The 20,348-nt window shown below is 67.0% G+C and carries 20 protein-coding genes; 6 read left to right on the forward strand and 14 right to left on the reverse strand.

Features of this window, described 5'->3' with window-relative positions; genetic code table 11:
- Window positions 1–20 precede the first annotated feature (20 nt).
- The 4 genes from FPJ27_RS05205 to FPJ27_RS05220 form a co-directional block, all read right to left on the reverse strand.
- Window positions 21–329 (reverse strand): hypothetical protein, encoded by a 309-nt coding sequence (locus FPJ27_RS05205; protein ID WP_204422222.1) that lies wholly within the window; start codon window positions 327–329, stop codon window positions 21–23.
- Window positions 330–431: 102 nt separating this feature from the next.
- Window positions 432–2,051: a histidine-type phosphatase gene (locus FPJ27_RS05210; protein ID WP_204422223.1), complete on the reverse strand. Its 1,620-nt coding sequence runs from the start codon at window positions 2,049–2,051 to the stop codon at window positions 432–434.
- A 179-nt stretch (window positions 2,052–2,230) separates the two neighbouring features.
- Entirely contained in the window at window positions 2,231–2,665 is a 435-nt protein-coding gene (locus FPJ27_RS05215) for a phosphatase (protein ID WP_204422224.1), read from the reverse strand.
- A 324-nt stretch (window positions 2,666–2,989) separates the two neighbouring features.
- Complete coding sequence (locus FPJ27_RS05220; protein WP_204422225.1) at window positions 2,990–4,348, reverse strand: NAD(P)/FAD-dependent oxidoreductase; 1,359 nt, start codon at window positions 4,346–4,348, stop codon at window positions 2,990–2,992.
- A 99-nt stretch (window positions 4,349–4,447) separates the two neighbouring features.
- Here FPJ27_RS05220 and FPJ27_RS05225 point away from each other — a divergent pair, with 99 nt between their 5' ends.
- The gene (locus tag FPJ27_RS05225) at window positions 4,448–5,401 is read left to right on the forward strand and encodes a LysR family transcriptional regulator (RefSeq protein ID WP_047901940.1); all 954 of its coding nucleotides are present in this window, start codon (window positions 4,448–4,450) and stop codon (window positions 5,399–5,401) included.
- A gap of 30 nt (window positions 5,402–5,431) precedes the next feature.
- On the opposite strand, the gene FPJ27_RS05230 is transcribed toward FPJ27_RS05225, so the two are convergent.
- Window positions 5,432–5,629: a hypothetical protein gene (locus tag FPJ27_RS05230; protein WP_204422226.1), complete on the reverse strand. Its 198-nt coding sequence runs from the start codon at window positions 5,627–5,629 to the stop codon at window positions 5,432–5,434.
- Between the two features lie 192 nt (window positions 5,630–5,821).
- On the opposite strand from FPJ27_RS05230, the gene FPJ27_RS05235 reads away from it, so the two are divergent.
- Window positions 5,822–6,733 (forward strand): AraC family transcriptional regulator, encoded by a 912-nt coding sequence (locus FPJ27_RS05235; protein WP_204422227.1) that lies wholly within the window; start codon window positions 5,822–5,824, stop codon window positions 6,731–6,733.
- On the opposite strand, the gene FPJ27_RS05240 is transcribed toward FPJ27_RS05235, so the two are convergent.
- Window positions 6,724–7,062, reverse strand: coding sequence for a DUF1016 N-terminal domain-containing protein (locus FPJ27_RS05240; protein ID WP_204422228.1), 339 nt, complete (start codon window positions 7,060–7,062; stop codon window positions 6,724–6,726). The genes FPJ27_RS05235 and FPJ27_RS05240 overlap by 10 nt on opposite strands.
- 88 nt (window positions 7,063–7,150) lie before the next feature.
- On the opposite strand from FPJ27_RS05240, the gene FPJ27_RS05245 reads away from it, so the two are divergent.
- Window positions 7,151–8,038: an NAD(P)H-binding protein gene (locus FPJ27_RS05245; protein ID WP_204422229.1), complete on the forward strand. Its 888-nt coding sequence runs from the start codon at window positions 7,151–7,153 to the stop codon at window positions 8,036–8,038.
- Window positions 8,039–8,081: 43 nt separating this feature from the next.
- On the opposite strand, the gene FPJ27_RS05250 is transcribed toward FPJ27_RS05245, so the two are convergent.
- Both FPJ27_RS05250 and FPJ27_RS05255 read right to left on the reverse strand, forming a co-directional pair.
- Window positions 8,082–9,284: a benzoate/H(+) symporter BenE family transporter gene (locus tag FPJ27_RS05250; protein WP_204422230.1), complete on the reverse strand. Its 1,203-nt coding sequence runs from the start codon at window positions 9,282–9,284 to the stop codon at window positions 8,082–8,084.
- A 244-nt stretch (window positions 9,285–9,528) separates the two neighbouring features.
- The gene (locus tag FPJ27_RS05255) at window positions 9,529–10,554 is read right to left on the reverse strand and encodes a fatty acid desaturase (protein WP_204422231.1); all 1,026 of its coding nucleotides are present in this window, start codon (window positions 10,552–10,554) and stop codon (window positions 9,529–9,531) included.
- A 277-nt stretch (window positions 10,555–10,831) separates the two neighbouring features.
- On the opposite strand from FPJ27_RS05255, the gene FPJ27_RS05260 reads away from it, so the two are divergent.
- Window positions 10,832–11,656, forward strand: a complete 825-nt coding sequence (locus tag FPJ27_RS05260) for a PhnD/SsuA/transferrin family substrate-binding protein (protein WP_204422232.1) — start codon at window positions 10,832–10,834, stop codon at window positions 11,654–11,656.
- A gap of 56 nt (window positions 11,657–11,712) precedes the next feature.
- Here the strand turns inward: FPJ27_RS05260 and dbpA are convergent, their stop codons facing one another.
- From dbpA to FPJ27_RS05285, 5 genes are all read right to left on the reverse strand, one after another.
- Window positions 11,713–13,110 carry an ATP-dependent RNA helicase DbpA gene (gene dbpA / locus FPJ27_RS05265; RefSeq protein ID WP_072438114.1) on the reverse strand — a complete coding sequence of 466 codons (1,398 nt, stop codon included), beginning with the start codon at window positions 13,108–13,110 and terminating at the stop codon, window positions 11,713–11,715.
- Window positions 13,107–13,304 (reverse strand): hypothetical protein, encoded by a 198-nt coding sequence (locus FPJ27_RS05270; RefSeq protein ID WP_072438116.1) that lies wholly within the window; start codon window positions 13,302–13,304, stop codon window positions 13,107–13,109. Before FPJ27_RS05270 ends, dbpA begins: the two co-directional genes overlap by 4 nt.
- Window positions 13,305–13,559: 255 nt before the next feature.
- Window positions 13,560–15,221: a malate dehydrogenase (quinone) gene (gene mqo / locus FPJ27_RS05275; protein WP_204422233.1), complete on the reverse strand. Its 1,662-nt coding sequence runs from the start codon at window positions 15,219–15,221 to the stop codon at window positions 13,560–13,562.
- 465 nt (window positions 15,222–15,686) lie between these two features.
- Entirely contained in the window at window positions 15,687–15,998 is a 312-nt protein-coding gene (locus tag FPJ27_RS05280) for a hypothetical protein (RefSeq protein ID WP_204422234.1), read from the reverse strand.
- 65 nt (window positions 15,999–16,063) lie between these two features.
- On the reverse strand, window positions 16,064–16,552 hold the full coding sequence (locus FPJ27_RS05285) for an Lrp/AsnC family transcriptional regulator (RefSeq protein WP_034181074.1): 489 nt from the start codon (window positions 16,550–16,552) through the stop codon (window positions 16,064–16,066).
- 126 nt (window positions 16,553–16,678) lie between these two features.
- Between FPJ27_RS05285 and FPJ27_RS05290 the strand changes: the two genes are divergently transcribed.
- The gene (locus FPJ27_RS05290) at window positions 16,679–17,716 is read left to right on the forward strand and encodes a histone deacetylase family protein (RefSeq protein ID WP_204422235.1); all 1,038 of its coding nucleotides are present in this window, start codon (window positions 16,679–16,681) and stop codon (window positions 17,714–17,716) included.
- 40 nt (window positions 17,717–17,756) lie between these two features.
- On the opposite strand, the gene FPJ27_RS05295 is transcribed toward FPJ27_RS05290, so the two are convergent.
- The gene (locus FPJ27_RS05295) at window positions 17,757–18,623 is read right to left on the reverse strand and encodes a mechanosensitive ion channel family protein (protein WP_204422236.1); all 867 of its coding nucleotides are present in this window, start codon (window positions 18,621–18,623) and stop codon (window positions 17,757–17,759) included.
- Window positions 18,624–18,950: 327 nt separating this feature from the next.
- Between FPJ27_RS05295 and FPJ27_RS05300 the strand changes: the two genes are divergently transcribed.
- Complete coding sequence (locus FPJ27_RS05300; protein WP_204422237.1) at window positions 18,951–20,324, forward strand: M23 family metallopeptidase; 1,374 nt, start codon at window positions 18,951–18,953, stop codon at window positions 20,322–20,324.
- The last annotated feature ends 24 nt before the right edge of the window (window positions 20,325–20,348 follow it).

The raw sequence follows: 20,348 nt of genomic DNA on the forward strand, positions 1-20,348 counted from the left end.
CGCGTCGCACCGGTCGCGATTCAGAAATCGTTGCGCATCTTGCGAAGCAGGTCGCCGGGCGACTGGTGCGTGTCGACCGCGGTGAGGACATCGGTCAGGAACCACGGCAGGTTCAGTTGCGTGTCGGAATCGCCGACGCATACGCGGATCGGCGGCGCCTTCGACGGGAAGCGGGGGGCGTGTGCGGCGTCTCGGGACGGGACGCAATTTTTTGCGTTTGCTTGAACCGGAACCGGCGCATCGACGCCGGACGATGATGCGCCGGCGGCTGCCGGCAAGCTGACGGCGGCAAGCAGGGTCAGGACAGCGACAATGGCAACGCGTTTCATGGGAATCTCCGGCGATATATGTTCGACCGCGCGGGCGGACGCGAGTTCGTCGATGCCGCGGCACCCCGCTCATCCTCTCATCCGCGTGCACCGCTCGTCACATCACTGATACCCGTAACACTGCTTCAGCCCCGCATAGTCATAGAAGTGGCTGCCCGGCGCGATCTTCGCGCCGTCGCACGCGGCCTGGAAATCCGTCTCGCGCTCGTTGTACAGCATCTTCACGATCAGCCGCGACCCGTTGCGATAGACATCCCACTGCACGTTCGCGGCCATCGGCGACACCTGGTCGCCGCGCCACGGGTTGTTCGCATAGGTATAGGTCTGCGCCTGCGGCGTCGGCACGAACACGTTCTTCAGGTTCATGATCGACGCGAACGGAATCACGATCTCCGCATGCGTGAAGCGCAGCTTCGCGGCGCGGGTCAGGTCGCCGCGCGCGATCGCGTCGACTTCGCCGAAGAAGTCGTCCTGCAGCACCTTCGCCATCCGGTACGTGACAGGGTTCGCTTCCTGGATGCCGGGCCCCTTCTGGTAGTAGTCCTCGGCATCCTGCAGATAGGCCAGATACTGCGCCTGCTCCGCGCCGATGTATTTCTCCATCGTGACGCCGCCGGTTTCCGCCTTCATCGCAGGCGCGATCTGCAACAGGTTGTACAGCACGTTCACCGCATCGACGGCCGTCGCGATCTTCGTCTTGCCGTCGCCCTTCAGCGTGTTGGTGAATTTGCCGTCCGCCGACGTGAACGCATGGGTTCCCGTGTTCGCGAACGTGTAGCCGTCGGTGCCGAGCTTCGCGATGAACGCCGGCGACACCAGCGCGGACAGCACCGTTTGCGCAACGTCGGCCGCTTGCGGTGCGGCCTTGATCGCCTTCAGCTTCGCGGCCACCGTCGCGTCGTTCGCGTAGGCCTGGTAGGCCTGGCTTGCCTGATAGGTCGCGTAGTTCGGATCGCTCGCATCGGTCACGAGATCGGTGGCCGGTTTCAGCGAATGGAAATACAGCAGGAAGCGGTTGGTGCCGGCCGGCTGCGCGGCCGGTGCGTTCGCCGGATAGCCGGACGGCGCGGCCGGCAGCGTGATCGCGGCGGACAGCGCCGGCTGCGCGGCGACGAGCGCCGCGGAGAAAAACGTCGAGCTGTCGACCGCGCGATCCTGGCCCGAGTTGACGACGACAACCTGCCGGTTGCCCGCCGAGAACAGCGTGGGCAGCCGCTGCGCGAGACGCGCGGCGAGCTGCTGGTGTTCGCGGATGCCGGTTTGCGTGAGATTGCCGTATCCGGGCGTCGAGATGCCCGGCACGTCGTAACCGAGCAGCGCATTGGCCTTCATCATCGCGTACGTATCGGCCTTGAGCTGCGCGCCGAGCGCGGTCAGCGCGCCGTCGGCCTCGGCCTTGACCAGCATCGCGTAGATCGCGCCGTCGTACTTGAAGCCCGACAGCCCGCGCGAGCCGTGGCGTGCGACGAGTTCGGCGTAGACAGGCGCGTAGCCGGCGGGCGGCGCTTCGTACGTCGCGGCGTCCTGCTGCGGGCGGTACGGCGTCTTCGTCTGGTAGTAGGTTGCGGGAACCGGCGTTGGCTGAGGTTGCGGCTGCGGTGTGGGCGTCGAGCCGCTGTTGTCGGTCGACGTGGCGGGCGGTGTCGAGGTTTCCCCGCCGCAGGCGGCAAGCAGCAGGCAGGCGATTGCGAGTGCGGCGGTGGTGTGGGTCGGGCGTGTCATCGTGGCGTGTAACGGGCGGGACGATGCGGTATCGCGTCGTTCCGTTTCCGGGAGAGATCGGTCGAGCCCGGAAGTGTTGCAAGCGACTTTGACAGCAGAATGTCAGGATCGAGTCGGGCAATCGTCGGATTGCGGCCCGATCGACGATGGCCGGCTGCCGCCGGCCCGTGTGCCCGCGTTCAGTGCAGGCCGGCCGATGCGATCGAGCGCACCGTATCGGTGATGTTCACGCAGCGCGACAGGCCGAAATGCTCGGCTTCGCGGCGTTCGGGTTCGCTGCTCGCAATCGCCACCGCACGTTCGGGCGGCACGCCGAGCGCTTGAAGCGCCACGTCGAAAGGATGCTGGTTTGATCTGGAGTCCTGCTGATTGGCGTCAGTGACGACGACCGAGAAGCGGTCGAGGTTCGCGCGGCCGAACTGGCCTTCGAACATGTCGCTGAGCCGTGCGGCCGGCAGCGTCGTGACGAGACCGAGTCGATATCCTTCTTCCGACGCACGGTCGAGCCACTGGATGATTGCGTCGCGCTGATGGCGCGATTCGCGCGAATCCGGTGTTGCTTCGATCTGTGCGAATGCAGCGTCGAGACGGGTGACGATGGCTTCGATAACCACGGTGATTCCTCTTCAGAAACGTGATGATCCGTTCGCCGACGGGAATGCCACACACCTTAGCGTCGATCCGGAATATGCAACCAATTAATATTTTTATCCGACTCATACGATTCGACTAATGAATCGGGTTGTGAGCCAACGTGGGCGCGGGATGCGTGTCGCGCAATGTTTTTTCACGCAATGCATCGTATCGACAGCTTTCAATGTGATGCACCAAACTCGCGCACGTTGCGCATGCACCGGTCATATGCATGTGAAAAAAACGGCGTATCGGGCGATGCGTGCCCGATACGCCGTCATGCGCTGTCGCGTGTCGGCAGGCGATCAGTGCAGCTTGATCGACGGCTGGTTGCGGCTTTGCAGCCAGTGGCTCAGCGACTGGAACAGCGCGCGCTTCGTGCCGTACACGCTGAACAGGTGCTTGCGGTACAGGAACTTGTACAGTCCGATCGCGGCGAGCCCGTCGACGATCAGCGAGCGCGAACGCACGCCGAGGTCGGCCTGGTACACGGCGCCGGCGTGCCCGAGCGACACGACGGTGCCCGCATCGCGGAACGTGAAGCCGGCCACCGGCTTGCCGGCGACGCGGCGTGCGAATGCATGGACCAGATACACGGCCTGCTGGTGCGCGACCTGTGCGCGCGGCGGCAGGAAGCCGCTCGCGCCGGCCGACGGGCACGCGGCGCAGTCGCCGAACGCATACACGTGCGGATCGTCGGGCGTTTGCAGCGTGTCGGTCACGATCACCTGGTTCGAGCGATTGAGCGCGATGTCGCCGATCTCCCGCAGGATCGCAGGCCCCGCGACGCCGGCCGCCCAGATCGTGATGTCGCTCTCGAGCCGTTCCCCCGTCGCGGTCGTCACGGCATCGGCGCTCACTTCCGCGACGCGCGTATCGGTCAGCACGTCGACGTTCAGCGCGCGAAGCTGCGCGTGCATCTTCGCGGACAGCCGCGCGTCGAGCGCCGGCAGGATGCGCGGGCCGCCTTCGATCAGCCGGATGTGCACGTCTCGCGCGGACACCAGCGCCTTGAAGCGGTACGTCGTCAGTTGCTGGATCGCGTGCCGCAGCGCGGCGGCCAGCTCGACGCCCGTCGCGCCCGCACCGATCACGTTGATGCAGATCGGCGCCGCGCGCTTCGCCGGATGCTGCTCGGCCTGATGATTCGCCTTCGTGCAGGCCGCGAGAAACTTGCGGCGGAAATCCTCGGCCTGGTCGAGGTTTTCGAGCGGCAGCGCATGGCGTGCGGCGCCAGGCACGTTGAAGAAGTTCGTCACGCTGCCGACCGCCAGCACGAGATCGTCATAACCGAGCTCGCGCTGCGGCAGGATTTCCGTGCCGTCCGCGTCGTGCACGGCCGCGATCGTCGCCGTGCGGGCCGCGCGGTCGACCTGCTGCAGCGCGCCCTGCACGAAGCGGAAGCCGTGGCGCTTGGCCTGCGCCACGTATTCGATCGTGTGGGATGCTGGGTCGCGATGGCCCGATGCGGCTTCGTGCAGCAGCGGCTTCCAGAAGTGCGTCGGGTAGCGGTCGACGAGCACGACTTCGGCTTGCCCGCGGCGTCCGACCGTATCGCCGAGACGCGTGGCGAGCTGCAGGCCGCCGGCGCCGCCGCCGACGATCACGATGCGCGGCATGCGCGGCGCGCGGTCCGTTGCAAGGTTGGGCGTGATGTTGTCCATGTTGGGCTCCCGCTGATGACGATTCGGATGACATTGCTCAAGAACCGACGATATAGTTTCGAACCCAGTCGAACAATTTAATGTTTATAAGCGACTCATATGTATTCACTTATAGGAAAGACCGCGACGTTCCGGCAGTTGAAGGCGCTGGACATGATTGCGCGGCTCGGCAGCGTGTCGCGCGCGGCCGAGGAGTTGAACCTGACGCAGCCGGCCGTGTCGCTGCAGGTTCGCCTGCTCGAGGAGGCCGTGGGCGCCGCGTTGCTGCAGCGGGTGGGGCGCGGCGTGCAGCTGACCGCGGCCGGCGAGATCGTGTCGCGCTATGCGCGCGAGATCCTGCATCTGTGGAGCGAGGCCGGCGACGAAGTGGCCGCGCTGACGGGCGATCTCGGCGGTACGCTGCGGATCGGCGCGATCACGACGGCCGAGTACCTGATCCCGCCGCTGCTCGTCAAATTCACCGCGACGCGCCCGCATGTGAAGACGTATTTCAAGGTCGGCAACCGCGACGACATCATCCGCATGCTCGCGACGCATGAAATCGATCTCGCGGTGATGGGCAGCGCGCCGAAGGAGCTGCGCACGCACGCGGTCGAGTTCGCGAAGCATCCGATGGTGTTCGTCGCGGCACCCGGCCATCCGCTGATGCAGCGCAAGCGCGTCGCGCTGAAGGATCTCGAATCCGCGCACCTGCTCGTGCGCGAACGCGGTGCGGGCACGCGCTCGACCGTCGAGAGCCTGTTCAAGACGGCCGGCTACCGCTTCCATGTGGGGTCCGAATTGTCGAGCAACGAGGCCATCAAGCAGATGGCCGAAGCGGGGCTCGGCATTGCGTTCCTGTCGTTGCACGCATGTGCACTCGAACTGCGCACGGGGCTGCTCGGGCAACTGCCGTTCCCCGGCAACCCGATCGAGCGCGAATGGTATGTGGTCACGCTCGCCGACCGGCGAATCTCGCAGGTGACGGGGCTGTTTCGCGACTTCCTGATCAAGCAGGGCGCGCCGGTGATCGACGGCGCGACGGTGGCGCCGCACGAGCGGCGGCGCAAGTAGGTGGATGACGTCGGCCGGGCGGCCGCTCGGTCAGACTAGCCCGAAGTCGTCGTTGCTGTCGGGAATCGACGCGAGCAGCCGTTCGAGCCGATACCAGCCGACGATACGCAGGCACCAGGCGGCGATGGCGGTGCTGGCGTTGCGGGAGCGCGGGCCGGATGAAGGGCGGGTGGCAGAGGACGGCGATGGCGCGGTGAGCGCGGCGCGTTGCGGACAGCAATGGGGCATGACGGTCTCCGTAGGTGTCGGATGGTGCGATCGTAAGCGTCGCGGCGCCTGCCGGCGCGCACGCAAGGATCGTCCTGAGCAGAAACGGATGATCTTTTTCTGTCCGTCCGGATACAGCCCCCGCAGGCCCGGCACGCCGGCCGAAAACGCGTCACAATGCGCGTTCGATACACGATCTGCTGGAGCCAAGCCATGAGCGATGCGATTCTTGCCGCGCCGCCGGACAACGGCGTGCCGGTCAGCCTGCGTTCCAGCCGCGGGCTCGGCTGGCGGGGCTTCGGCGCGGCGTTGCTCGACATTCGCGCCGGCACGTACCGGATTCCGGCGGCCGACCATCACCGCATCGGCGTGCACATCGGCGGGCCCGTTCGCGCGGACTGCGTGTGCGACGGCGAGCGTGTGTCGCGCATCCAGGCGCATGGCGACGTCGACGTGATTCCGGCCGGCCTGCCCGGCCAGTGGACCGACAGCGCCGACTGCCGGATCCTGCACATCATGCTCAGCGACACGTTCGTGCGGCGCACCATCGAACACCTCGAACTGAAGCCGTCGCAGGCGCAGATCCGCCGCCGGCTGCAGGTGCGCGACCCGCGCCTGCAGCATATCGCGTGGGCGATGGCCGCCGAGCTCGAAGCGGAAGACGCGTCGGACCCGCTCTATGCCGAAAGCCTGTGCACGGCGCTCGTCGCGAGGCTGGTCGACGGCCAGCCGGCGTTCCGCGAGCGCCGGCGCTCGCTTGCGCCGAAAGCGGCGGCGCGCGTGATCGACTATGTCGAAGCGAACCTCGACCGGCGCCTGACGCTTGCCGAACTCGCGGCACTCGTATCGATCAGCGTGCCGCATTTCAAGGTGCTGTTTCGCGAAACGCTCGGGATGCCCGTGCACCAATACGTCGTGCGGCGCCGGGTCGAGCGCGCGAAGGCGCTGCTGCTCGAAGGCCGGCTCAGCATCAGCCAGATCGCGCTCGAAGCGGGGTTCGCGCATCAGAGCCACATGGCGAACTGGATGAATCGCGTGCTGGGCGCGACGCCGATGGAGATTGTGCGGTCGGGGGCTCGGGGCGGGCTGCGGCTGGCTTATGACGGCGACGGAAGTCAGGCATAACGAAGCCGCTGGGTGTAGGCAACGCATTGTTCTGGCTGCTTCAGCGTGACCAGCAACACCAGGTTATGGCCCCAGGGCAATTGTCCAACTGCCTGTTGGACAATTGCTGCGTCCGGCCAGGCGTCGGAGAATGAGCGCATGGACATCAGATTGGCGCGGGAAGATCCTTTCACACCCCGAAGGCCTTCTTGAGCGCGTGCACCAATCTCTCGATAACCTTGCTCTGCCCGCCGCCGCAGGATGTCACGGCCGATCTGCCAGTAGAGCAGTACCAGTTCGCGATTGACGTCCAGTGCGGCACGTTGCCGGGCACTAGTTGAATCCTTCATCCGTTCCTGTCCGAATCATCCCTCCCTGCGCGCCGTCCCGGCCGCGCATGCAGACAATCACCACACCTTCATCCCCCAGGAGCGGATCGTGTTCGTGATCTTCGGTGCATCAGGCAACGTCGGTTTGTCGACCGTAACAACCTTGCGCAACGCAGGCCATCCCGTGCGCGCGGTGCTGCACGACGCGCGTCATCGTGAGCGTTTCGCGCAGCTCGGCTGCGACGTGGCGATCGCGGCGCTGACGGATGAGCGCGCGGTCGCGTCGGCGATCGACGGCGCGCGGGCCGTGCAGCTTCTGTGCCCGGTGCCCGTCGCCGACCCCGATCCTGCCGCGACGATGGAGCGGACAATCGACGTCGCGACCGCCGCGCTCGCCGCGAACCCGCCGCCGGCGTTGCTTGCGCTGTCGGACTACGGCGCGGAGCGCGACGGCAATACGGGCATCACGCGCCTCTTTCATTACTTCGAGGAACGGCTCAAGACGATCCCGACGAAACTGACGCTGCTGCGTTCGGCCGAGCATCTGCAGAACTGGACGCGGATCCTGCCGGTCGCGCTCGGTACCGGTGTGCTGCCGAGCTTTCATCATCCGGTGGCCAAGGTATTTCCGACGGTCTGGGCGCCCGATGTAGGCGTCGTCGCGGCGCGGCTGCTGCTCGATGCGCCCGAAGGCGGCAACAAGCCGCGCATCGTCAGCATCGAAGGGCCGCGGCGGGTGAGCGTGACGGCGATCGCGGATACGCTCGGCACGGCGGCCGGCCGCGCGATCGTCGCGCACGAGCTGCCGCGCGACACCTGGAACGAGACGCTGCTGCGCGCGGGCCTCAGCGAACGTCATGCACAACTGATCGTCGATCTGTACGACGTGCACAACGCCGGGCAGATCGACGTCGAGGCCGGCGTGTCGGAGCGGCTTTATGGCACGACGACGCTGGCGGATGCGCTCGCGCAACTGGTGCGCCAGCACGCGCGATGATCGCAGCGGCGCCGAGCGGCATGCACGACGGGCGCAACGTGTATCACGCGGGTCGCCGCACCTTGTTCAGTACCGCATACGAAAGCGACCCGATAACGATCCCCCAGAACGCGGCGCCGAGCCCGAGCCACGTCATCCCCGACGCGGTCGCGAGGAACGTGATCATCGACGCTTCGCGGTGGTTCTCGTCCTCGAAGATCCCGTGCACGTTCGCGCCGATCGCACCGATCAGCGCGAGCCCCGCGAGGATCGCGACGAACGCCTTCGGCAACGCGAAGAACACCGTGACGATCGTGCCCGCGAAGAGTCCGCCGATCAGGTAGAACGCGCCGTTCGCGAGCCCGGCGACGTATCGCCGGTCCGGATCCTCGTGCGCGTCCTTTCCCGTGCAGAGCGCGGCGGTGATCGCCGCGACGACGATCGTGATCCCGCCGAAGCACGCGACGACGAGCGACATCACGCTGGTCGCCGTGATGATCGGGCACGCGCTCGTGTGATAGCCGGACACGCGCAGGATCGTCATCCCCGGCAGGAACTGGCCGGTGAGGCTGACGACGACGAGCGGCAGCGCGAGGCTGAGCGTCGTGCCGAGCGTCCATTCGGGCGAGATGAAGATCGGCCGCGCGACGCTCGGCGACACGTTGCCGAGATGCGTCATGCCGAGCAGCGTCGCCAGCGCGGCGCCGGTGAGCAGCACGAGCACGATGCTGTAGCGCGGCAGCAGGCGCTTGAAGATCACGTAGGCCGCGATCATCCCGAACGCGAGCGCAGGCTGTTCCGATGCGGCGGCGAATGCATGCGTGCCGAACGGCAGCAGGATGCCGGCCATCATCCCGCACGCGATGCCGCGCGGAATGTGGCGCACGAGCCGGTCGAAATAGCCGGTCACGCCGATCAGCAGGATGATCAGCGCGGCCGTGATGTACGCGCCGACGGCCTGGTTGAGCGTCAGTTGCGGAAACAGGCCGACGAGTAGCGCGGTGCCGGGCGCCGACCACGCGGTCACGACGGGCACCTTCAGCTTCCAGCTCGCGAACAGGCCCGATACGCCCGCGCCGATCGAGATCGCCCAGACCCACGACGACACCATCGCGTTCGACTCGTGAGCCGCCTGCGAGGCCTGGAAGAAGATCGCGAGCGGGCCCGCGTAGGAAATCAGCACCGCGAGAAACCCCGCGGTGATCGCGGAAACGGACCAGTCGTTGCCGATCGCGCGGATCGCGCCGGGCGGGGTGTTCGGTTGCATCGTCGTCGGAGAGTGGGATGCCCGGCCACGGGCGGAGCCGGGGCGAATGGCTTGTTTTGCGAACCCCGGATGACCCGCCATTCTGGGCATTGCCTACGCGATTGGCAATTCGCCGACGCGCCTCTGCCTTGTCGGCATTTCGTAAGGAATCCGCGCCGGCGCGGACGGATCGGCATGCCGTACGGCCTTGCGCGTGCATCGTCGAATCGGGCGGCTTCACGAAGACGCGCGGCGCCGTCGAACGTCACGTACTGATCTGCAGCACCTTGTCGACCACCGCCACCTTCACCCCGCCACCCGTCGACAGCGATGCCGTGCCCTGATCGAACGGATGCACGGGCGCATCGGTCGGCGTCCACGCGTGGCGCGCCAGCAGCTCGCGATACCCGCCGCGGATCACGAAGCCGCCGCATTTTTCCGCATACGCGTCGCGCCGCATCCGGTACGCGCGCGGCAGGTCGTACCACGGCAGTTTCGGCAGGTCGTGATGGACGAGGTGATAGTTGTTGTTCAGGTACAGCAGCCGCATCGCGAAGCCGGCTTCGTTGATCGCGATGCGCGCCTTCGGATGCCGTGCGGCGCGGTGCTCGTACAGCGAGCGGATCATCGCGAGCGACAGCGCGGGCCACGTGACCGCCAGCAGGTAGTACCACCACGGCACGCCGATCGTCCGTTGCAGCCACGCGAGCAGCGCGACCACGCATGCAGCGTGCGCCGCCCACATCGGCAGGTAGCGGAAGTCGCCGCGCCGGAACGCGACGAACGCATCGGCGAATGTCGCGGCGATGGCGAGCGGCGGCCCGGCGACGAGCCGCCCGGCGAAGGTCGTGCGTGCGACCGTCAGCGCGCGACGCCAGCGCGGCAGCCGAGCCCAGCGTTCGCGCGATACGTAGTTCGTTTCGGGATCGACGCCGGGCACGGTCAGGTCTTCGTCGCGATGATGGTCGAGGTGCGTGTCGCGATACAGCGCGTACGGATACCAGACCGTCAGCGGCGGATAGCCAAGCAGCTTGTTCACGAAGGCGGAACGTGTCGGATGGCCGTGCAGCAGCTCATGCTGCAGCGATAGGTGCCACGCGCCGAGCAGGATCAGCGGCGGCGTCGCGGCCGCGAGCGACAGGTGCTGCGCGCGCACGAGCAGCAGCACGGCGAGCCAGCTGCCGTAGATCGCGACGATCAGCAGCCAGGTCGGCCATTCGGTGCGGGCGGTGAAGCGGGCGTCGAGCGCGGCGATCGCGCGCGCGTGGTCGACGTCGAAGTATTCGGCCATGGTGCTGAAGCGGGATGGAACGGGCGGCGCGGAGCCGGCCCGGATGCTCGGGGGTCTCGCGGATCACGGTCGGCTTGCCCGGCATGCGCGCGGCGGCGATGCGGGAGCAGGCATCGGGACGTTACCGGGATGGCGCGGCACGGCCAACCAATCGATTCGCATTTGCTTATCGTCGCGCGGCCGATAAGCTTTCAGGCCGCCGCGGCGCGTTCGGTGCCCGTTTTCGTGCGATCGAACCGGGTTCCGCGGCGCCTGCGCCGATGCGTAGAATGCGCGCATGAGCCAATGGATCGCAGAACTGCCGATGTACAACGTGACGCCGCGCCACGCCGTGCTGTGGCGCGCGCTGCTGCGCGACGCGCTCGATGCGTTCGCGAACGCGGGCGGCCCGGCGGACGTCGTGCTGCCCGACGAACCGTTCGACGACCTGCACGCGCTGTGGCGACGCGACGATCTGCTGCTGTCGCAGACCTGCGGCTATCCGTATCGGATGCTTGGCTTGCGCGACACCGTGAGATTGATCGCGACGCCGGTTTTCGACGCGGACGGCTGCCAGGGGGCACGCTACCGCAGCGTGCTGGTCGTGTCGGCCCGCGCGCACGCGGGCGGCGCGACCACGCTCGCCGCCTGTCGCGGGCTGCGGGCCGCATTCAATGGCGGGGATTCGCACAGCGGAATGAACGCGTTTCGGCACGCGGTCGCGCCGCATGCGCACGACGGAAGATTCTTCGGGTCGGTCACGCCGTTCGGCTCGCACCTGAACGTGTTGCGTGCGCTGGCGTCGGGCGAGGCCGATTGTGCGGCGATCGACTGCGTAACGTTCGCGTATGTGCGCGACGCGCTGCCCGAATTGCTGAAGGAGATCCGGATCATCGGCACGACGGCATCCGCGCCGGGGTTGCCGTTTATCGCCTCGCGGGCCCTGGAGGAAAGGCAGGTCGCCGCATTGCAGGATGCGCTCGATCGCGCGGTCGCGGCCGATGCGGAACGCTCGCGCATGCTGAGGTTGAAGGGATTCGAACGGCTGTCGCCGGACGACTACGACACGATTGCGCGGTTTGCGCGGGAGGCCGCCGCGCACGGGTATCCGGAACTGGCGTGAGGTGCGGGCAAGTGCCGGGCGGCGCGAAACGGTGCGACCGTCCGCGCCGCTTCCCGTCACTCCTCGTCCATCAACCGGACCTTGACCCGCTTGCCCTTGATCTTCCCCGCATTGAGCTTGCGCAGCGCGTCGTGCGCGACGCCGCGCTCGATCGCGACATAGGTGGAGAACTCGGTCACGTTGATCTTGCCGATCTGCTTGCCGTCGAACCCTGCATCGCCGGTCAGCGCGCCGAGCACGTCGCCCGGGCGGATCTTGTCCTTGCGTCCGCCGAGGATCTGCAGCGTTTCCATCGGCGGCAGCAGCGTATCGTCGCCGGCCGGCTTCAGCTCGGCGAGCGGATGCCATTCGACGTCGCGCTTCTGCGCCTGCTCGATCGCGCCGACGCGGCCCATCTCGTCCATGCTCGCGAGGCTCAGCGCCCAGCCGTCCTGATCGGCGCGGCCCGTGCGGCCGATGCGGTGCACGTGCACTTCCGGGTCGGGCGTCACGTCGACGTTGATCACCGCTTCGAGCTGCGCGATGTCGAGCCCGCGCGCGGCGACGTCGGTTGCTACCAGCACCGAGCAGCTGCGGTTCGCGAACTGGATCAGCACCTGGTCGCGCTCGCGCTGGTCGAGCTCGCCGTGCAGCGCGAGCGCGTGGAAGCCCTGCGCATGCAGCACGTCGAGCAGGTCGCGGCACTGCTGCTTCGTATTGCAGAAAGCGATCGTGCTCACGGGGCGGTAGTGGTTCAGCAACTGGCCGACGGCGTGCAGCCGCTCGTTCTCGGTCACTTCATAGAAGCGCTGGCGGATCTTGCTGTTGTCGTGACGCTCCTCGAGCTTCACTTCCTTCGGATTGCGCAGGAACTGCTGGCTCAGCTTCACGATGCCGTCCGGATAGGTCGCGGAGAACAGCAGCGTCTGGCGCGTCGATGGGCACATCCGCGCGACCTTCGCGATGTCGTCGAAGAAGCCCATGTCGAGCATCCGGTCGGCCTCGTCGAGCACGAGCGTGTTCAGTGCATCGAGCTTCAGGTTGCCGCGATCGAGGTGATCCATGATGCGGCCCGGCGTGCCGACGACGATGTGCGCGCCGTGCTCGAGGCTCTGCGCCTGCGGGCGCATCGGCGTGCCGCCGCACAGCGTCAGCACCTTCACGTTTTCCTCGGCGCGCGCGAGGCGGCGCACTTCCTGCGCGACTTGATCGGCGAGCTCGCGCGTCGGGCACAGGATCATTGCCTGTACGTCGAAGCGGCGCGCGTCGAGGCGCGACAGCAACGCGAGCGAGAATGCGGCGGTCTTGCCGCTGCCCGTCTTCGCCTGCGCGATCAGGTCCTGGCCGGCCAGCGCGATCGGCAGGCTCGCGGCCTGGATCGGCGTCATGTCGACATAACCGAGCTGCGCGAGGTTGGCGAGCGTGGCGGGTGTCAGCGGCAGCGCGCTGAAGGGCGCTGCGGTGGGTTGGGTCATTCCAGGTCTCCGAGGTAAGGGCGGCCTTCCATCTGTTCGTAGACGATCGTGCCGTCGTCGGCTTCGAAGCGCTCGAGATAGTTGCGCGCGCCGCACAGCGGGCAGCGGAACAGCAGCCCCTGGCCCTCGTCCTTGATGACGACGTCGGACGTTTCCCACTGCGTGCCGCAGCTCTGGTTTCTGCAGGTAAACACGGTCTTTCTCCAGCTGAATTCGGTTGGTGGCGCGCCCGGGCGGGCGCGGCAACGGTGTGCGGCGCTCGCGCGGCTCGGGCGCGGGCCGCACCGGCGGTCGCTTGGACTGCGTCGATGCGGATGATGGATCGGGCGGCGACACGGGGTCGCGCGTGCCGCAATTCTAGCGGAAGCTGGCGCCGCCGCCCGTGCGCGCCATGAAAAACGGCCGCCCCGGAGGGCGGCCGTGTCGTGCGGCGCGGCGGCGTTCGATGCTTACAGCGCCATGTCGGCCGACGCCTTCGCCGGGCGGGCCGGTGCGGTGCCCGTCGCCTGCGACGGCACGTCGACGTCGATCTTCGGCGGCGGCGCGAGCTGCAGCACGTTGCTCGTGTAGGTCCATTCCTCGACGACCTTCGCCGGGCTGTCGTTCAGCTTGGTGCCGTAGCTCGGCACGATCTGGCGGATCTTCTGCTGCCACTCGGGCGTCGCGACCTTGTCCTTGAACACCTTCTTCATCAGGTTCAGCATGATCGGCGCGGCCGTCGACGCGCCCGGCGACGCGCCGAGCAGGCCCGCGATGCTGCCGTCCTGCGAGCTGACGATCTCGGTGCCGAGCTTCAGCACGCCGCCCTTCACCGGGTCGCGCTTGATGATCTGCACGCGCTGGCCGGCCTGCCACAGGCGCCAGTCTTCCTTCTTCGCGTTCGGGAAGTATTCCTTCAGCGCGTTGAAGCGGTCGTCGTCGGTCAGCATCAGCTGGCCGGCGAGGTACTGGACCAGCGGGAATTCGTCGACGCCCACGCGCATCATCGGCGCGACGTTGTGCGTGTTGGTGCTCGTGAGCAGGTCGAAATACGAGCCGTTCTTCAGGAACTTGGTCGAGAACGTCGCGAACGGCCCGAACAGGATGATCTTCTTGCCGTCGATGATCCGCGTGTCGAGGTGCGGCACCGACATCGGCGGCGAGCCGACCGACGCCTTGCCGTACGCTTTCGCGAGGTGCTGCTTCACGACGTCGGGGTTGTCGGTCACGAGGAACGAGCCGCCGACCGGGAACGCGCCGTAGTCCTTCGCCTCGGGGATGCCCGACGCCTGCAGCAGGTGCAGCGCGCCGCCGCCCGCGCCGATGAACACGAACTTCGCGTCGACGGATTGCGGTGGTTCATCCGAATGCAGCTTGACCCACGACACGTGCCACGTGCCGTCGGCGTTGCGCGAGATCTCGCGCACTTCGCTCGACAGCGACAGCGTGAAGTTCGGCTGTGTCTTCAGGTAGCCGACGAACTGGCGCGTGATCTCGCCGAAGTTCACGTCGGTGCCGATCGGCGTCCACGTCGCGGCAACCTTCTGCTTGCGGTCGCGGCCTTCCATCATCAGCGGCACCCACTGCTTGATCTGGTCGTAGTCTTCCGAATACTGCATGCCGCGGAACAGCGGGCTCGCCTGCAGCGCTTCGTAGCGCTTCTTCAGGAAGCGGACGTTGTCGTCGCCCCACACGAAGCTCATGTGCGGCGTCGAGTTGATGAACGAATGCGGGTTCTTCAGCACGCCCTGCCTGACCTGCCATGCCCAGAACTGGCGCGAGATCTGGAACGACTCGTTGATCTCGACGGCCTTCGAGATGTCGACCTTGCCGTCCGCCTTTTCCGGCGTGTAGTTGAGTTCGGCTAGCGCCGAGTGGCCGGTGCCGGCGTTGTTCCAGCCGTTCGAACTTTCGAGCGCGACGCCGTCGAGTCGCTCGACCATCGTCATCGACCAGTCAGGCTGAAGCTCGTGCAGCCAGACGCCGAGCGTCGAGCTCATGATGCCGCCGCCCACCAGCAGGACGTCGACCTTCTTCGTATCGGCCGCGTGCGCGGACGACGCGGCGACGCACAGCGCGAGCGCCGACAGTATTACCCGTAACGTTTTGATCACAGCAGATCCCTTTTTCAACTTGGATGCATCGGTTTGCCATGCCGCCCGACGAGCGTTTCGATCGCGGCCGATACGCGCATCCGGAGATCCGGATCGCGATTCCGGAATTCCGGATCGACGCTGCTCGTCGTTGCATTTGCGCACGCGAAACCGTTGAGAAGGACACCTTCGGATCGGCTTCTTGCGGGCGGGCAATCACCTGCGTCGCGGTGGCGCGCAACGCGCCCGGGCCCCTGCGGCAAGCCTGTGCGGACGACGCTTCAGGCTGCGTGGAAAGAGGCCGCGCGCGACGCGTGTGGCGGGGGCGGGGTGGCAAGGGGCGCGTAATATAACCGAAGTCGATTGCCGTGTCGCACGCGAAAAATATCCTTGTTTTTGTGGGGTTTTTCGCGTGTCCGGGTTTCCGGAATCGGGGTGTGCCGCGCCGGAAAACCGGCGGGAATTTGACGGTGCGGCGCTCGCGATTGGCGCGCCGCGATCCGCTCATTTCGCCGAATTGTTCCTGCAGAATTGCTCGTACGACAGCGCCGAATTCGCGAAGCCCTTTTGCTTCACGAGTTCCCACGGGCGCTCGCATTGCTGCGTCTGTTCGCACCATGCGTAGCCGGCCGAGCCGATGCAGCCGTGCGCGTCGCGATCGCCGCCGACCATTGGCGGCGCGGCCGGCGCGGAAGCGTCGATCGGCGCCGACGCATTGGCAGGCGCGGTGGATTGCGCCGCACAGGCGCTCAATGCGAACGCGATCGCGGCGGCAAGCGAGGCGGCAAGCGAGGCGGAGGGGATGAAACGTTTCATGGGGGCGTGCTCCATGGGATGGGTTTAAGGGAACGGAATGACGGCCTGCATGTTCATCGCACCGTTCACGCGTCCGGCACCGGCACGCGCGACGAGAACTTCACCTCGCGCAACGCGAGGCTCGACTGGATCGACGACACACCGGCCTGCTTCCTCAGCACGCGCTCGACGAATTCCGCATACGCGTCGAGATCGGCCGCGACGACCTGCAGGATGTAATCGGCCGCGCCGGTGATCTTGTGGCACGACAGCACCTCGTCGTGCCGCCGCATCACATCCTCGAAGTGATCCGAATCCTGGCCCGAGTGCATGTTGAACGTCACCTGCACGAACGCGAACACGTTCATCCCGAGCGCTCGCCGGTCGAGGTTCGCCTGGTAGCCGGTGATCACGCGTTCGTCCTCGAGCCGCTTGCGGCGGCGCCAGCACGGCGTGACGCTCAGCGACAGCTTTTCGCCGAGCGTCGCGTTCGACAGCGCGCCGTCTTCCTGCAGCAGGCGGAGCATCGCGCGGTCGACGCCATCCAGTTCAACCGAAGCGCGATTTTTGCTCATGACCGTGGTTCCGTAGACAGTTTTCTCAAAATTGTACGAAACGGGAATGTGAAAAGCAAAGTTATTGCCGGTCGGCGGCAATAGACTGTTGCCACCCCCTCACTGCCATCACTGCAACGGTCAACCATGCTCACGGTCTACAGCAGCGATCATCACCTGCATCGCGGCGTCGAACTGAAGGACGGCGCGATCACCGAGTCGTTCGAAACCCCCCTTCGCGCCGAAACGGTGCTCGCGCAGGTCCGCGCGGCCGGCCTCGGCGACGTGATCGCGCCGCGTGCGTTCGACCGCGCCAGCTATGCCGGTGCGCACAGCGCGCGCTATGTCGATTTCCTCGCCGGCGCCTGGGACGAATGGACCGCGACCGGCCGCACCTGCCAGGCGCTGCCGCTCGTGTGGCCGGTACGTGTGATGCCGGCGGCCGCGACGCTGCCCGATTTCATCGACGGCAAGCTTGGCTTCTTCGCGATGGACGCCGGTGCGCCGATCAACGCGGGCACGTGGGACGCGGTGAGCGCGAGCGCGAATTCGGCGCTCACCGGCGCCGACCTGCTGTCGAACGGCGCCACGCGCGCGGCGTTCGCGCTGTGCCGGCCGCCCGGCCACCACGCGGGCCGCGAATACATGGGCGGCTACTGCTATCTGAACAACGCGGCGATCGCGGCGCAGCACGGCATCGCGAGCGGCGCCGCGCGCGTCGCGGTGCTCGACGTCGATTTCCATCACGGCAACGGCACGCAGGACATCTTCTACGAACGTGAGGACGTGCTGTTCGCGTCGATCCACGGCGAGCCACCCGTGTCGTACCCGTACTTCTCCGGGTACGCGGACGAGCGCGGCACGGGCGCGGGCGAAGGCTTTAACCTGAACCTGCCGCTGCCGAAGGGCACGCAGTGGGACACCTACGAAGCGGCGCTCGGCCGTGCCGCGGCCGCGATCGTTGCGCACGCACCCGACCTGCTCGTCGTGTCGCTCGGCGTCGATACGTTCGAGCACGATCCGATCAGCCACTTCCGCCTTCGCTCGCCCGACTACCTGCGCATCGGCGAGGCGCTCGCGCGCCTGAACCTGCCGACGCTGTTCGTGATGGAAGGCGGCTACATGGTCGACGAGATCGGCATCAACGCGGTGAACGTGCTGCTGGGTTTTGAAGGGCGCGCGTGAGCGCGTCGCACGCGGTTGCGCACCCCGATGTCGTTACGCGTTATGCCCGTACGCGCACGCTGTCCGCGCGACGTTCCGCGTCGTGCACGATGTGCAGTTCGCGCGTGCGGATCGGCAGCGCGCAATCCGCATCGGCGAGCGCCTTGCGCACCTGGCGCGCGAGGCGCCAGCGCATCGCCCAGAAGTTGTCGGTATGCGTCCACACGCGCATGTTCGCGACGGCCGTGCTGTCGTCGAAGCGCATCACCATCACGTCCGGCGCGGGATCCTGCAGCACGTCGGGATCGGCTTCGGCCAGTGCGCGCAGCGCGTCGAGCGCGCGATCGATATCGTCATGCACGGACACTTCGACTTCGAGATCGAGGCGGCGCGTCGGATTGCGCGTGTAGTTGCGGATCGAGCTGCCCCACAGCGCGCTGTTCGGCACGTATTCGCAGATGCCGTCCGGCTTGGTCAGCCGCGTCATGAAGAGCCCGACCTCTTCGACGGTGCCCGCGACGCCCGTGCCGCCGTCGATATAGTCGCCGACCTTGAACGGCCGCAGCAGCAGAAGCATGATGCCGGCCGCGATGTTCTGCATCGTGCCCTGCAGCGCGAGCCCGATCGCGAGGCCGGCCGCGCCGAGCACCGCGACGATGCTCGCGGTTTCGATGCCGAGCTGCGACAGCGCGCCGACGATCGCGACGATGCGGATGCCCCACACGGCGACGTCGCAGAGAATCGGCCGCAGCGTGTCGTCGACGCGCTCCTTGTTCGAGAGCAGCCGGTTCAGCCAGTTGCCGATGCGTTTCGACAGCCACCAGCCCGCGACGAGCAGCGCAAGGCCGGCGCACAGCTTGATGGAAAGGGTGGACAGCGCGTTCCACAGGAACGTCCAGCGTTCCGGATGTAGTTGATCGAGAAACATGACGGGATTCCGGTTTGAAGACACATGGCGCGACGCGCAGCGCTTCCGTCTCGGTCGGAAAGGCTTGCGCTCGCGCGGGCGGCCCTCGACTGTACACGGCACGCGATGTTTCGTGCGAATGCATGGGGTCGGACTGCCCTGTCGTCGGACGGTGAAATCGCGATTTCGTTCTAGTACTAATCGACGGTTTCATAAAATAGGATTCGTCCTATTCAGCCGTTTCAAGCACCCCGATACACTCGGTTTCAAGTTGCCGGATCGCGACGATCGTTCCTCCGCGATATCCGGTTCTTTCCCGATTTTTCATTGATAGCGAGTGACGACGCCATGCGGTTGAACCTGCGTTTCCGTCTCGCACGCGAACAAGGTCAACCCGCGCAACGCGGCGTTCGCTGTTTCCCGATTCGCCGTGCACTGCTGCGCGGTGTCGTCGTGGCGGCCTGCGTCGCTGGCGCACACGGTGCGGCAGCACAGGCGTTTCACGACGCCGCGCCGTTCACGCCCGTGACGGCGGAAACGGCAGACCTTGTCGACGTGCCTTTTTTCAGTTCTGCCCGGACGACGTGGGGCGGCTTGCATGCATCGTCGGCAGCGCCGCTCGACGTCGCGTACGCATCGCATGCGTCGAACGTGCCGACGGGTGCAGATCGCGACGATCCCGTTACTCGTTTCGGCGCATGCGTGGCCTACCGCGTGCTCTGCGACGCGGCGCGCGGTGCGATCGAACGTGGCTACGCGACGCGGTTCGCCTACGGCATTGCATCGCCGTTGCCGTCGATCGGCGCACAGCCGGCATTCGAGCGGAGCGCCGTCGATCTGGCGTCCGCCGAGCCGTTCATGCTCGCAGCGCCGGATCGCGGCACGCGCGCCGGTGCAATTACCGGCAGCCTGTGGGCGTCGCTGGCACGCGCCGAACTGCCTGCCGGCGTCGCGGCGCAGGTCGTCCGTTTGCTGGCCGGGCGCATCGACCCGAAGCAGCGCGGCTTGATCGGCGACACCTTCCGCGTGGCATTCGAACCGAACGACGGCGCGACGCTGCCGGGCGGCGTGCGCGTGACGGCGCTCGACGTGCGCTTTCGCGGCCAGCAGGTGGCGGGCGTGTGGTTTGCGCCCGACGCAGGCTCGCCGGGCGCGTATTACGACCTCGACGGCGTGCCGCTCGGCGGTGCGCATTTCGCGATGCCGGTCGCCGCGACGCGGATCAGCTCGCAGTTCGGCGCGCGCGTGCATCCGGTGACCGGCGCGCGCCACGTGCATTCCGGCGTCGATCTGGCTGCGCCGACGGGCCGTGCCGTCCATGCGTCGGAGAACGGCGTCGTGTCGTTCATCGGCACCGAGCCGCGCGGCTACGGCAAGTACGTGGTGATTCGTCACGACGGCGGCTATGCGTCGTACTACGCGCACCTGTCGGCGTTCGAGCCGACGCTGCGAACCGGCGCGCGCGTCGAGCGCGGCCAGCGTGTCGGCGCCGTCGGCAGTACCGGGACCGCGACCGGCCCGCATCTGCATTTCGAGGTCCGGCGGCAGAACCGTATCGTCGATCCGGTCGCGCTCGTGCAGGCGGCCAAAGCGGCGAAGCTGGATGACGAGCGGCGTGTCGCGTTCAACCGCGTGGCCCTCGATGCGCGCACGCGTCTGGCCTCGGCCACGTGGTCGCAGCCTGTCGCGATGTCGACGCCTGCCGCATCGAATGCCGGCTGACCGTTGACCGTTGACCGGATGTCG

It is taken from the genome of Burkholderia sp. MS455, assembly GCF_016899445.1.
Classification (GTDB): domain Bacteria; phylum Pseudomonadota; class Gammaproteobacteria; order Burkholderiales; family Burkholderiaceae; genus Burkholderia; species Burkholderia pyrrocinia_C.

Excerpts from the sequence above, each read along its gene's own strand:
- FPJ27_RS05250 (WP_204422230.1), bottom strand. The coding sequence starts at position 9,284 with ATGCAACCGAACACCCCGCCCGGCGCGATCCGCGCGATCGGCAACGAC.
- FPJ27_RS05235 (WP_204422227.1), top strand. The coding sequence starts at position 5,822 with ATGAGCGATGCGATTCTTGCCGCGCCGCCGGACAACGGCGTGCCGGTC.
- FPJ27_RS05220 (WP_204422225.1), bottom strand. The coding sequence starts at position 4,348 with ATGGACAACATCACGCCCAACCTTGCAACGGACCGCGCGCCGCGCATG.
- FPJ27_RS05205 (WP_204422222.1), bottom strand. The coding sequence starts at position 329 with ATGAAACGCGTTGCCATTGTCGCTGTCCTGACCCTGCTTGCCGCCGTC.
- FPJ27_RS05210 (WP_204422223.1), bottom strand. The coding sequence starts at position 2,051 with ATGACACGCCCGACCCACACCACCGCCGCACTCGCAATCGCCTGCCTG.
- FPJ27_RS05290 (WP_204422235.1), top strand. The coding sequence starts at position 16,679 with ATGCTCACGGTCTACAGCAGCGATCATCACCTGCATCGCGGCGTCGAA.
- FPJ27_RS05260 (WP_204422232.1), top strand. The coding sequence starts at position 10,832 with ATGAGCCAATGGATCGCAGAACTGCCGATGTACAACGTGACGCCGCGC.
- FPJ27_RS05255 (WP_204422231.1), bottom strand. The coding sequence starts at position 10,554 with ATGGCCGAATACTTCGACGTCGACCACGCGCGCGCGATCGCCGCGCTC.
- FPJ27_RS05240 (WP_204422228.1), bottom strand. The coding sequence starts at position 7,062 with ATGAAGGATTCAACTAGTGCCCGGCAACGTGCCGCACTGGACGTCAAT.
- dbpA (WP_072438114.1), bottom strand. The coding sequence starts at position 13,110 with ATGACCCAACCCACCGCAGCGCCCTTCAGCGCGCTGCCGCTGACACCC.
- FPJ27_RS05230 (WP_204422226.1), bottom strand. The coding sequence starts at position 5,629 with ATGCCCCATTGCTGTCCGCAACGCGCCGCGCTCACCGCGCCATCGCCG.
- FPJ27_RS05280 (WP_204422234.1), bottom strand. The coding sequence starts at position 15,998 with ATGAAACGTTTCATCCCCTCCGCCTCGCTTGCCGCCTCGCTTGCCGCC.
- FPJ27_RS05225 (WP_047901940.1), top strand. The coding sequence starts at position 4,448 with ATGTATTCACTTATAGGAAAGACCGCGACGTTCCGGCAGTTGAAGGCG.
- FPJ27_RS05295 (WP_204422236.1), bottom strand. The coding sequence starts at position 18,623 with ATGTTTCTCGATCAACTACATCCGGAACGCTGGACGTTCCTGTGGAAC.
- FPJ27_RS05300 (WP_204422237.1), top strand. The coding sequence starts at position 18,951 with ATGCGGTTGAACCTGCGTTTCCGTCTCGCACGCGAACAAGGTCAACCC.
- FPJ27_RS05285 (WP_034181074.1), bottom strand. The coding sequence starts at position 16,552 with ATGAGCAAAAATCGCGCTTCGGTTGAACTGGATGGCGTCGACCGCGCG.